The organism is Dongia sp., assembly GCF_041906375.1.
In the GTDB taxonomy this organism is placed as follows: Bacteria; Pseudomonadota; Alphaproteobacteria; order Dongiales; family Dongiaceae; genus Dongia.
The window spans coordinates 1,002,771-1,015,680 of the sequence record NZ_JAYRJJ010000001.1 but is presented as its reverse complement, the minus strand read 5'-3'; the positions used below and the strand labels follow the sequence as shown (position 1 = coordinate 1,015,680).

At 60.4% G+C, this 12,910-nt stretch carries 8 protein-coding genes; 4 read left to right on the top strand and 4 right to left on the bottom strand.

The window, feature by feature from the left end:
* Window positions 1-108: 108 nt before the first annotated feature.
* From ACE3OA_RS04650 to ACE3OA_RS04640, 3 genes are read left to right on the top strand one after another with little or no spacing between them, the layout of a single operon-like run.
* The gene (locus tag ACE3OA_RS04650) at window positions 109-1,272 is read left to right on the top strand and encodes a flagellar basal body P-ring protein FlgI (protein ID WP_374308399.1); all 1,164 of its coding nucleotides are present in this window, start codon (window positions 109-111) and stop codon (window positions 1,270-1,272) included.
* A gap of 1 nt (window position 1,273) precedes the next feature.
* Window positions 1,274-1,588, top strand: coding sequence for a rod-binding protein (locus ACE3OA_RS04645; protein WP_374308397.1), 315 nt, complete (start codon window positions 1,274-1,276; stop codon window positions 1,586-1,588).
* On the top strand, window positions 1,588-2,025 hold the full coding sequence (locus ACE3OA_RS04640) for a hypothetical protein (RefSeq protein ID WP_374308395.1): 438 nt from the start codon (window positions 1,588-1,590) through the stop codon (window positions 2,023-2,025). Before ACE3OA_RS04645 ends, ACE3OA_RS04640 begins: the two co-directional genes overlap by 1 nt.
* 49 nt (window positions 2,026-2,074) lie before the next feature.
* Here ACE3OA_RS04640 and ACE3OA_RS04635 read toward each other — a convergent pair whose 3' ends face one another.
* Window positions 2,075-2,593, bottom strand: coding sequence for a hypothetical protein (locus ACE3OA_RS04635; protein ID WP_374308393.1), 519 nt, complete (start codon window positions 2,591-2,593; stop codon window positions 2,075-2,077).
* A gap of 493 nt (window positions 2,594-3,086) precedes the next feature.
* Between ACE3OA_RS04635 and ACE3OA_RS04630 the strand changes: the two genes are divergently transcribed.
* Window positions 3,087-5,327, top strand: coding sequence for a hypothetical protein (locus tag ACE3OA_RS04630; RefSeq protein ID WP_374308391.1), 2,241 nt, complete (start codon window positions 3,087-3,089; stop codon window positions 5,325-5,327).
* Between the two features lie 96 nt (window positions 5,328-5,423).
* On the opposite strand, the gene ACE3OA_RS04625 is transcribed toward ACE3OA_RS04630, so the two are convergent.
* Genes ACE3OA_RS04625 through ACE3OA_RS04615 form a run of 3 tightly spaced genes read right to left on the bottom strand, consistent with a single transcriptional unit; the run spans window position 5,424 to window position 12,759 of the window.
* Window positions 5,424-8,309 carry a tetratricopeptide repeat protein gene (locus ACE3OA_RS04625; RefSeq protein ID WP_374308389.1) on the bottom strand — a complete coding sequence of 962 codons (2,886 nt, stop codon included), beginning with the start codon at window positions 8,307-8,309 and terminating at the stop codon, window positions 5,424-5,426.
* A gap of 34 nt (window positions 8,310-8,343) precedes the next feature.
* Window positions 8,344-9,378, bottom strand: a complete 1,035-nt coding sequence (locus ACE3OA_RS04620) for a tetratricopeptide repeat protein (RefSeq protein ID WP_374308387.1) — start codon at window positions 9,376-9,378, stop codon at window positions 8,344-8,346.
* A gap of 42 nt (window positions 9,379-9,420) precedes the next feature.
* Window positions 9,421-12,759, bottom strand: coding sequence for a tetratricopeptide repeat protein (locus ACE3OA_RS04615; RefSeq protein WP_374308385.1), 3,339 nt, complete (start codon window positions 12,757-12,759; stop codon window positions 9,421-9,423).
* Window positions 12,760-12,910: the final 151 nt, after the last annotated feature.

Here is a 12,910-nt window from a genome sequence, read left to right as displayed (position 1 = left end):
AGTCTCTAACATATTGATTCTCATAAATTAAATCATGCCGCGAGATTGGCATGAAACTCGCATCGCAGAACCCGGATAAAGATCCAACCTACGGGACCCATGCGCGCGATGAAAACTCAGCCACATACCCGCCTTGCGACAAGACGTCGTCCGCTGACCAGCCTGGTCGCGGCGCTGGCCGTTCTCCTGACAGCGGTTCTGCCCAGCGGCCCGGCCCTGGCCCTATCTCGGATCAAGGACATCGCCGAATTTGAGGGCGTGCGCGAAAACCAGTTGGTCGGCTATGGCCTGGTGGTCGGCCTTGATGGTACCGGCGACGATGTGAAGAAGAAGTCGCCTTTCACCCGTGAAAGCCTGATCGGTATGCTCGAGCGGCTGGGCGTCAAGGTCAACCAGGCCAACGCCGATCTCGAAACCAAGAACGTCGCCGCCGTCATGGTGACCGCCACCTTGCCCGCGTTTGCCCGCCAAGGGTCGGAAATCGACGTCACCGTCTCGTCGTTGGGCGATGCCTCCAGTCTCCAGGGCGGGACCCTGCTGGCGACCCCGATGCTGGGCGCCGATGGCGAAATTTATGCCGTCGGCCAGGGCCAGCTCACCATCGGCGGCTTCAAGGTGACAGGCGCTGCCGAGACGGTCGTGCGCGGTGTGCCGACCTCCGGCCGTATCACGCGCGGCGCCATCGTCGAGCGGGAAGTGCCGTTCGATTTCTCGCAATTGCAGTCGCTTAAGATCGCACTTCGCAATCCGGACTTCACCACGTCGCGGCGCGTCGCCGATGCGATCAACGAATTCGTCGGTGCCGGGACGGCCACCTCGCTCGATTCCGGCACCGTGCAGCTCAACGTCGCGCAGTATGGCGGCGACCCCACCGGCCTCATCACCGACATCGAGCAGTTGCCGATCGAGCCCGACCAGCAGGCCAAGGTGATCATCGACGAGAATACCGGTGTCGTCGTCATCGGCCAGAATGTGCGCATCAGCAAGGTCGCCATCGCCCAGGGCAACCTCACCATTCGCGTTACTGAAACGCCGCAAGTCTCTCAACCTTCACCATTTTCCTCGACCGGCGTTACGACTGTCGTGCCGCGGACGAATATCGACATCCAGGATGATCCCAACCGCAAACTGGCCGTGCTCAATGACGGCGTGACCCTGGAAGAACTGGTAGCCGGCCTCAATTCGCTCGGCGTCGGCCCCCGCGATCTCATTTCGATCCTGCAATCCATCAAGAGCGCCGGCGCCATGCAAGCCGACATCATGGTGCAGTGACATGGCCGATCTCAATGCACCGCTGATGATGGATCCCACCCTGCAGGCGTCAGGCTCGGGGATCAAGCAAGCGCCACGCAATGCCGCTGGTATTGCCAAAGTGGCCGAGGATTTCGAGGCATTCTTCGCCGGCCTCGTCTTCGACGAAATTTCGTCGGACATCGAACCCGACCCACTCGTCGGCGGCGGCGAGGGGGAGTCGATGTTCAAATCGCTGCTCAACCAGGAATTCGGCAAGGCGGTCGCCCGCACCCATTCGCTGGGCATAGCCGATGTTGTGCAGCGCCAATTGCTTCAAATTCAGGAGGTTGCGTGATGGACAAGACAACGCGGATGACCGAACTGCTCGCCATCACCTCACAGCTCATCGGCTGCATGGAGCGTGAATTGGAGCTGATGCGCAGCTTGAAGCCCACCGAACTCAAACAGTTGCAGATGGATAAGGTCGCCCTGGCCGATGCCTACCAAGCCTTCACCATGGCGCTGAAGGAACCGGGCGAAGATATCGGCACGGTGAACGCTGCCCTCCGCGACGAACTCACCGAGGCGACCGAGCGCTTCCAGACCGCCGTCCAGGACAATCTTCGCGCCCTCAAGGCGATGCGTGACGTCAATGAGCGCGTCATGCGCGCTGTCGTCCAGGCGCTGGACGAGAAACGTGCGGCCGTTACCGGCTACAACAACCGCGGCAGTGTCACCAAATCCCGTCGCCAGACGACCGCTTGCCCGGTCGCCATTCAGCAACGCGCCTAGGCTCACAGAGACCGTGAGCCATTCAGTCTAACTAGCTGGTTTCGAATTTTTAAACTGTCAGGTCGACAGTTGCGCTTGTCCCGCTGGTACCAGCGCCGGGCAGTGCCGGCGCGGTCGGGATCGTTGGCGCCGGTGCCGGCGCCGGGGTTGAAGCGACATCCGGCGTCGAGCTTGTTCCGGTAGCAGCGCTTACGACCCGGGGGACCGCAGCCGAAGCCTTGGCGCCCGTTCCCTCATCGGCAGCACTCTTCACCACACGCTGACCGTCGGCATATTTGCGCAGATAGTATTCCGACGGAAATTGCTGGACGACTTCGCCCGTGTCGGGTTTCTGCCGCAGAAGAACGATCTTGCCGAAATCCTGCCGGTATGAGAATTCGAAGCTGTTGTAACGGTAAGTCTGCTCTGCCGCGACCACCACCTGGTCCGCTGGCTGCACCGCGACGGCCTCGGTCGCTCCCGAAGCCTCACCCGCGCCGGTCGATAAGACAGCCGTCGCCGCTGCTGCGCGCGCGAACTGCGCGGCGCTGCTGGCTCCCGAACTGGCTGTCTGAACGACGTTTACCATTCCGCAACGATCCTCAAATATCGTGCACGTCCCTTGATGGGGTGCCGATCATCTCAGAGTAACGAGGAAGGTGAAGGTGAGTGGTTAGAGATCTGACAAACCTACACCAACTTAAAGTCACCCAGATTCCAAGATAAGTAAGACGGGTAAAAAATGCAATAGGCTTAACGGCCTATTAATACCCTCCCAGTGCGCATAAGCGCGCGTCCGCGTGACCAAATTCTTATTCCGCCCAATCCGATGGCTTCGCAGCAACGCCAAACCGCCCTATCAGGCGTGCAAAAGCTGCCCCATGGCCAGGTCGCAAACTGCCGCACTCGGCAAAGCCTACATACCCACATCACATTGCAAAGTTCATATTTAGTCAATTAATTCAATAAATTAGAGACTGGCACGATAGCTGCATTAAAGCTTCCCGAGACGTGGCGAATGGCGCCGCAAGGTGGTCAAAAAGGATCACCGAAGTCGCAAAACACATTTCGGGAGAACCCAGATGGCGACCAATGACGTTCAATTGACCGGCGGTATTCGCAGCAATCTCCTTCTGCTGCAGCAGCTCTCGGGCAAGCTGGACAGGACCCAGCAACGCTTGGCAACAGGCAACAAGATCAACAGCGCCATTGATGGCCCGGTAGCCTATTTCGCATCCAAGGGCCTCAACCGCCGAGCCGATGATTTGGCGACCTTAAAGGACTCGATCGACCAGTCGATCTCAACCGTGAAAGCGGCGGATGTCGGCGTAACCAAGATCGAAGGCCTGGTCGAGCAGGCGCGCGGCTTCATCACGACCGCCTACCAGAACCTGGGCAGCGACGCCAATTCAATGGCGCTGCGCAAGTCCTTGGCCGATCAGTTCAACACCCTCCTCCGCCAGATCGACAAATTGGCGCAGGATTCGAGCTATCAGGGCAAGAACCTGCTGGTCGGCAGCGGCCTGCGGCTGGATGCGACGTCATCCTCAAAGAGCGCAACGAACGCGCTGCCTGGCGTGACCGCCTCCCGCGTCACCAACGTGACCAAGCCCGACGATTATGTGGTCGACATCCGCGGCACCGGTCTGATCTCGGCCAATGCCAGCGACATCGCCAATGCCGAACGTGACCGCGGCATCAGCAACCTCACCGTCACCGGCTTTCAGAGCAAGACGTCGGGCAATTTCGACAACATCGCCCTCAGATACACCGGCGGCAAAGGCAAGGACAAAACCTTCACTATCACCGAAGGCGATGTCAGCTTCACGAAGACCTTCACCACCGCGGAATGGGCCATCGCCAAAGCGACCGGCAAGCCGCTCAATCTCGACCATCAATTCCCCAGCGGGACGCATATCAATTTCGACATCGACTTCGATCAGATCGATGACGTACCCGACACCTATGGTCTAGGCACATCGATCATCGAGAAATTCGTCGATGTGACGGTCTCCGTATCGAACTTCAACGGTGTCGGCCAGGAGATTCAGCGCTCAGGTTCGAGCCTGCTTGGTCAACAGAAACTGGCCGACGGCGAAAACTCCTGGAACTTCGACACCGGCACGCCGCGCGTCACGGTCGATGAGCGGACCATTCTGCAGTCCGCCTTTAACGACGCCCTGGTCGGCACTGCCTACGGGCACGCTGCGAGTGGCATCGTTGGAACGCCCGTTATCAATCCGCTGTCGATTGCGACGGATTCGACCTACACCGTCACAGCCGATGCGACAGTCGCAGATTTCGACTTCGTCTCGGGTCGCTTCAATTCGCTCCACGTCAATGTCGCCGGCCCGGGCGGTTTGACGTCGGCAGGTGTCAACACAGACGGCGTCTATACCTTCACTGCCGGTGACGGCAACGCGTCTGTCGACATTAGCTTCCTGCGCGCCGGCCTCCTTGGTGTTGTCACGGCTCCGGCTTCCACGGCAGCTCAAGCGGATGGCACGGAAGCCGTCACCGGCGCCGCCCTGTCCGCCGCCACGATCGGGCTTACCAGCATCCTGTCGCCGCTCGCCACCAACCTGGCGCACAATCTGAACTTCAACGTGAAGACAGACGACGCACAGGCGATTTTTGCCTTGGACGACGGATATGGCGGCAAGGCCACCATCACGGTGCCATTGTCCAATGCCGCATCGACCACGATGGTGTTCTCGATCGTCGGCGGTCCCAACGCCGGTGCGGTCATCCAGCTGACATTGCAGCCGGGAACGCTACGGGCAGATTCGGAATCGACCGTTCGCTACAATGCCATCGGCCAGTTCACCGCGCCGGACGAGCTCAAATTCGACCAACGCGCCGCCCAGACCGGTCTGACGTCGACGCTGAAGACTATTCAGGTCACTGACGGCACCGATCAAAACAACATGACGGTGCAACTCAACGAGACCAACACCAACCAGATCACCGTGGTCAGTCAGAACGTGCAGACGGATGGCCAGGGACTCGCTATCGATTTTGCGCAAAACAACTGGCTGGACCGAGCTGATATCGACAATGCCGCAGGCATGCTCGACGCGGCGAAGGTACGATTGCGATCTTCGGCGTCGGCACTCAATAACAACCTCGACGTCATCACGACCAGGCTTAGCTACACCAAGGAGTTCATGGACGTGCTGGCCGAAGGCGCCAACAAGCTTGTCGTTGCCGATCAGAATGAAGAAGGTGCCAACATGCTGCAATTGCAGACGCGGCAGCAGCTCGGCACCATCTCTCTCAGTCTTGCCAATCAGGCGCAGCAGGCCATCCTGCGCCTGTTCTAGGCGCCGATCCCCCGATCGGGTCCTAGCAAACCCGGCCCAGCGATTCGCTCCCGCTGGGCCGGGATTATCTTTTCCGGCATCAGCTTGCCCGGCGTCCTATTGAGATTGAACCGCGTCGATCAGATCCTCAATGGCACGCCGCCAGGATCCATTGCGTGACTGCCGATACACATTTCGGCACGGTGGCAGGGCGCCGCCTTCGCGTGGTGCAAGAAGATGGCATGCTTTGCCCAGCGCGGTTGCCAGCCACGCCGTAGCGCCGAGCGGCGCAACCACAATATCCACCGCCGCCAGTGCCGCGGCAAAATTGTCCGGCCGCCGGCGCAAATCGTAACCCGGCTCTACCACGACGACACTGTCCGGATTGATCGCAACATTCGCCAGGGTAGTTGCTTCCATACGTTCCTGCAGGACCACAAAACCAAATCCGCGCAAAGCGAAGATGCGGCGCCATTCGGCGTCATCCACACCGAGCCAATCGGCGGGCGTCGTGCCGGCCCAACTCCCCTCTTGGGTCCAGGCAATTCCAACCAGTTTGCGATCGCCACACTTCTCCCGCAACTTCGCTGCTTCCGCGGCCGCACGAACAGGATCCGCTTCAAGCCATTTTGGGTGCTGGGTCTGGGCCGGCAAGAGACCTCGCAGCGGCAGGCGTCCGGTCACGTCAAAGCCGGCAAGCTCGGCCGCCGACAAGCTACCGGCAGCGAAGGCACTGATACGGCGATCGGTGCGGGCCAGCAAGGGCACTAAGCTGGCATGGCATTCAACAATGACGTGGCCAACCTCCGCTCTCAACTCCGCGAGTTCGGCCACAGCCGCGATATCGCCAGCGAGATGGCCCGTTGAATAAAGAAACAGACGTGTGACAGAACCGCGAACACCGTCCCAATCCGCAATTTCGCGTGAGGCTGCATGCTCCTCCACCCGCCCCATCTGCTCGGCGCGGACCACATCATACTCAAATGCAGGTGCGACTGGGGCAATAGCGGCAGCCGCAGCCAGGAAGGGGCGGACTTCGGCCACGTGACCGGTCGCCAATCCGATGCGACCCAGTCCGTTAAGCGCTATGGCATCCTGCGGATTGATCTGCAGAATACGACGATACAGCAACTCGGCATCGTTGGAGGCTGGCGCATTAGCTGCCTGCTTGGCAGCACGATGCATGAATGACAGCAAAGCCGCGTTCTCAGACAGCCGCTCATGCGATAGCGCCCGCGCCAAATCATCCATCAAGTCGCCCCAGGCGTCAGGCGATTTCTGCCGGAACAGTCGCAGGCTGTCATACCAGATCGTGTCGGACCGATCTCGCAGCCAGCGCCAGTCGGCCACGAACGGCAGCAGGACCCAGCAAGGTTTGCCCAACCCACCCGCGAAATGAACGGTGCTGTTGTCGACGGAAATGACCAAGTCGACCGCGGCGACCTGCGCTGCAAAGGCATCCAGGTCCATCAGGGGATCGATTTCCGGGTCGACCAGAATGTCCGCGCCAAAGCGGTCATTGACGGCAGCGACCTCAGACTCGACTGAACCATATTGCAGCGACACGAACCCCAGATCGAGGCGGGTGAGGATTTTTCGCCAATGTTCCAGCTCGGCCGACCTCGTCGTAGAGCTGCTTTTATTGCCGCTGCGCCAGGAAATACCTACGATTGTCTTCCCCGGAAATCGGGCTCGATACCGTTCCCGCAAGCGCCACATCATGGCAGCGTCAGGCACCAGATAACCTTGCCGTTGCGGCAAATTCTCCAGGTCGCAATTGAGCAACAGCGGCAAATCGCCGGTCGGCGCATGCGCCCGCACGTCACGCTTCTGGACGAACCCCTGCTCCAGCTGGTCGCGTTGGTAGATCTCGGCCCAGGGGAAGCTGCGCTCGAACAATCGCCGGAACCGACTGATGGACTCGATCATCACGCGCGGCGCGAAATCGGCCAACGGAGCAAAGAACCCGGCGAACATTACCAGATCGCCGATACCCTGTTCCGTCCAAATCTGCAAAGCTCCCTCCCGCAAGACCTCCCCTTGCCAGGCGGGCGCATCGATGGCCCACCATCCTTCGCGAGGATCGCGGTTCTGCCTTTTCCAGCGCTTGCGATAGAGCTCCAGGCCTTGCTTGAAATCGCCAAACTTGAAAAGCTGCAGCCCATATGTCAAAGCGGTCTCAGCATCATCTGGCGCCAGTCGCGCGGCCTTCGCCAGCATTGTGTTGCCGACCTGCTCGTCGCCGGACACGATCTGTAACCTTGCGAATAGATTCCAGGCATCGGCATGATCCGGATGACGCGTGACGAACGAGCTTAGAATGCGGAAGGCGGTCTCGGTATCCGCCAGCCAGACCAGAACTTCGTTGAACTGGTTCAAATGCTCAAATCTGGCTTCAAAAAGCGGCTCCGTTTCCTCAAGCAAGCGTTCGGCATCGTCTGTCTGCCCGCTCCGGCTCAAAGCAACGTAGAGGGCGGCCCGGCTGCGTAGACAGTCGGCGCGCCGTCGGATCGCTTCGCGCAAAGGCGCAATTGCTTCGGTGAACCGACCAAGTCGACACAGCGAGCTGCCAATGCGGAACCAAGATTCCTGGTTGTTCGGATCCAGGGTGACGACCCTCCGGCTCAGCTCAAGACTGACAGAGAAATGGCCAAGACCAAGCCTCGTATGGGCGAGGTTGCCAAGCAGCATGATGTCATCGGGCTGACGCGCAAGACCGCGTTCATAGACGTCCGCCGCCATAATCAAGTGCTTGGCATTGTGGAGCAGATCGCCCAGCAATTGGTAGGGAAGCGACATATCGGGCGCCACCTTGATGGCCCGACGAAAGTCTTTCTCCGCGGCGAGAATATCTCCCTGATCGCGATGGATCAGACCGCGCAGGCAGAGTGCACGTGGTTCATCCGGCTGATCGCGCAGTATGGAATCGTATATGCCTACCGCTGCGACCTTGTCACCCGATGCGTAAAGGGCACGCGCCCGCGCCAACAGTTCTTCGGTCATCTGGGTGTCCGGCGACAGCACGATGGGCGCCGCGTCAGGACCCAATCTTGAGGACGCTGAGGTCAACGATACCAGGCTGTTTCGGTTCAGGTTTGGTCTGCACGGTCTCCGGCACGGGCGTGAGCAACGTGACCATGGCATCCGCGCCGCGAATCCGCTGCGCCAAGGCCTCGACCTCGGGCGCTCCCGGTGCCAGAGCAAGAGCACGCTCCAGAGCGACCTCGGCGTCCTGCTGCTCACCGGCATCGTACAAGGCTGCGGCAAGGTCGCGCCAAGCCACGGCATTGCGCGGCTGTGATGACGTCGCACGCCGCAACCAGCGCAGGGCTTGCTCGGTCTCACCAAGGATCTTCAGCACCTTGCCAAGATGATAGGCAGAACCGAAGTGGTCCGGTGCCTGGGCCGTCGCCGTGCTGAGTACATCCTTGGCGGCATGGTATTCGTTTCGCGCAATGAGAATGGAACCCAGATTTGCGAGGGTCTCAATATCGTCGGGTGCGGCCGTCAGCACATCGCGCAGGCAGCGCTCGGCATTGGTGAAATCCGACTGATGGAAATAGCACGCGGACAGCCGTCGCACGCTTTCGAGATCTGACGCACCCAGTGCGCGGGCGCGCTCCAATGCTTCGGCCGCCTCGCGATAGAGCTTCCGATCCATTAACGCAGAACCGAGATTGTCCCACGCCAGGCCATAGTCGGGCTGGAGCTCCACTGCCTTCTTCGACGCCTCGATCGCACCGTCGGTATCCATAATGCCGTAACAGGCAGCCGCCAGATTACTCCAATAGATCGGCTCGTTGGGTAGCGCTGCAACGGCCTCGCGCAGCAAAGCGACGCCTTCGTCCCCACGTCCGGTCCGCGCCAGCAAGGTGCCCAATTGGTGCTTTGCCTCAATGTAGCCAGGCTCAAGCTTCAGGGCCTGGCGAAGCTTCTGTTCTGCTTCGGTCAGTTTGCCGCCGTTGATCAGGGCCATGCCGTCATTGACCAACTGCGTCAGAAAATCAGCCGAGGCACGGGACGATTTCCCGCCGGCCTTTTTTGCCCCCGCTCGCCGCTGTTGTCGGTTCATGGCCATCGCCGTTCATCCTTATATGCAGACCAAGGCTCGACTTCAGGCGAGAGCCTTGAGGACCTGTTCTACCTGTGGCGCGCTCCCGGTGGAAGACCGTATCACACGAGCATGCGGGGTCCAAACGGTGGCCTCGCCTTCCGCGCCCCAGCCCCAATGCTCGATGCCGCTGGCGATCTTGTATGCCGGTCGCCTCAAAGAGGCCGCCAGAAAGGCCGGAACGTCATCAGCGGCAATGACCAGATCGAGGGCGGCCAACTGGGTCGCATAATCAACCGAGCTCGCCGTGCCATCGATGCGCGGGTCGCTTATCATATTGTGACCGGTCTGAGCACCAAACGCCGCCAACTGGTCAGGATCCGCACCGATCTGGATAGCCACGACAGCGATATCTGTGCGCTTAAACAGTTCACTCCAGGCCAGAAGCGGCGCTAGGTCCGCACCCGGGCCATGCCGCCACGAAAGACCGACCAGCTTGCGCCCAGGGAGGCTCGCCTGATATCCGGCGCGCAGAGCGGCGACACGCTTGCTGTCGGTCGGCAGCAGACCTTGGTGCTGGCGGAACGTTGAAGCATCGGGACGGAAACGCGCCGCGAGGTCACCCAGACTCGAAGCCATTTTGATCTTGCCGGCTGTCAGATGCTCGGCATTCACACTGCCCACAGCCGCAAACTCAACCTTGGGAAAGGTCGCTTTGGCCAGCGGCAAAAGTGCTGCATCAATTTCGGCGAGGACGCTGCGGGTTTCGGTCGCGACATCGGGCAGCATGCCCAGCAGCAGGATCTGATCGATGACGTTCCGTTCGGCACGCAGGAACAGGCGCGACTTCCGAAGATTGCCCCCCTCCCACATCTCCGGTTGCCGGTCCGGATCCATCATGGCGAGATGCGGCGGCAAGGTGCTGAAACCGGAACCGAAGCGCCACCGGAAATGCTCCCAGCCGGTCGCAAAATCACCCAGGCGCAAGGAAGATTCGGCAAGCCCCAGATGCGGCGCCGGATCCAGCGGCGCATAGGATATCGCGCGTTCGAAATTCTCGCGGGCCAACTGCCATTCGCCCTGCGCCGCCTGTGCCTGAGCCAAAGCAGTGCGGCTTTCGACATGCGCCGGATTGCCGCGCAGAACGCGCGCAAAATAGTCAGTCGCCTCGTCCAGGCGATTACGGTGGGTCAGAATCCGCCCCATGGCGAGCAACCCTCGGCTGTTGCTGGCGTCCTGGCGCAAGCCGTCACGACCAAGCTTCAGCGCGCGATCCGTCTCGCCGCAAGCGTCCAGAGCAACAGCGAGATCGGCACGACAGTCGATATTGTCCGGCGCTAGCTCGACGGCTCCAGCCAGAATGGCCACCGCATCCTGGGCGTGATCGGCGGCAATCGCACAGTTGCCGATGACGCGTAGCGCCTCGGCTCGATGCTGGCCTTTTGCCAGTAGCGCGCGGTAGAAGTCCTCTGCGATCGACAGCCGATTGTGCGCGAAGGCATGCTGGCCGCAGCGCCGCAAGAATGTCGCCTCGGCATCATCCAGCGCCTGCTGCGGCAGCGTGCGCAGCCGCTCGGCCACTTCAGCCACCAGCGGTTCCCAATTGCCGGTGGTCTGTTGGCGGAAGAGTTCGAGACTTGAATACCAGATGGAGTCGCGACGTTTGGTCAGCCAGCGCCAATCGGAATTGACCGGCAACATGGCCCAGGTCGGTTTGCCGAGCGCACCGGCAAAATGAATGGTGCTGTTGTCGACGGAGATGACCAGATCCAGCGCGGCAATCTGCGCCGCGAAGGGATCCATGCTGCCCATCGGGTTGATCTCGCGATCCCAATGGATGTCGATGCCGAGTTCTTCCTTCGCCAACGCAATGTCGGCGGTTACGTCGCCATATTGCAGATTGATAAAGGCACAATCCGGCATGTTCAGGATCGGCCCCCATTCCGGCAACTCGATCGAACGAATGCCCGCACTGTCGCGATTGCCGCTGCGCCAGGAAATGCCCACGAGCCTTTTGCCCGGAAACAGCGCCTGATAGCGTTGCCGCAACTTGTTCATCAATGTGGGATCGGGGATGAGGAAGCCGGCCCTGCCTGGCACCTCCTCAAAACTCAAATTCATCAACTGCGGGAGATCGGCCGCGGATGCCTTCGCGCCCACATTGCGCAGGTCCCAGCTCTTGGGCAATTGATCCCGTGTGATGACCGCGAACTCAGGAAAACTGCGGGCAAAAAGCGAATTCAAGCGAGCATTGGTTTCGAAATAGACACGGGGCGCCACCTTGGCCACTGCGGGGATGAATGCCCCCCACATGACATGATCGCCGACACCCTGCTCGCTATAGAGGACCAGCGCGCGGTCGGGAACAGTATGCCCGTCCCATTCCGGCACCTTGAGGTCCCAGGCCACTTCCGCGCCATCCCGCTTCCAGCGTGTCCAATGATATTTATGGAACAGCTCAAAATCGCCGAGCCGGAAGGCATTCAGTGATTGCACCATGCGCATGCTGACATTGTCCGGCACCGCCTCGATGGCGCGGTTGGTCAGTTCCTGGCCGCGCCGAAAATCGCCATCCATCATGCTGAGCTTGGCCAAGTGGTTTTCCGCCAGCGATTCATTCGGAAATAGCGAAAGATACTGAGTAACAACCTCTATGGCACGGTCCGGCGCATCGAGCAGGACATAGACATCGCTCGCTTCCTTGGTCCCGGACCAGGATGCCGCCACATGCTCGGTGACCAGACGATTGATCTCGTCCGCTGCGACCGCGTCACCGCGTGCCCGCAGGGTCATCTCCTTGAGGGCAAGCGCCTTCAGGTTCTCCGCATTCGCGGCCAGCATGGCATCGGCCTGCGCCAGGGCCAGATCGTATTGCCCGGTCTTGATGGCGGCCCAGCCTGAATGCAGCAGCGCGTCGGAATTGTCCGGCTCCAATTGCAGGATGCGCTTCGCGGCGGCTAAGACGTCGCGCGGTTGGCGCTGCGCCATCCGCGCCCGCATCAACGCTATCAGCAAAGGCTTTCGGGTAGGCGCCAGACGCAAGCCCAACTCGTAATTCTCTACCGCCGCGAACAATTGACGCCGGTCATAGAGCAGATCGCCCCAGGCTTGATATCCATCGATATGCTCGGGGTTGGCCGCCAGCAAAGCGCGGAAAAAGCCCTCCGCCTGGATGTACTCCTGCCGATCCCGCGCGATGATGCCCAGATTGAAAAGCGCTTGCGCACTGGCAGGATCAATCTCCAATACCCTGCGCAGCGTTGCCTCAACCTCTTCCAAACGCCCCAGATTGTGCAGCCGCGATGCCTTGTCGATAAGCGCCCTCACCTGCCGCTTCTGCTCGTCCGACAACTGCAATGGCGGCACGGCCGCGGCCAGTGTCGATGTGGATGGCGTGACCATCAGGTTACCCTGTCTCAATTCGCCCGTATGGCTGTTCAAATCACTTCCTTTTTGAACCTTAATCGCGCGTGACGCGGATCGCTAGGCTCGGCATGCAATTGCCGTGCTAAGCTGAGGCCTGAAAAAGATTCTTATGGTTAAGACCGAGATC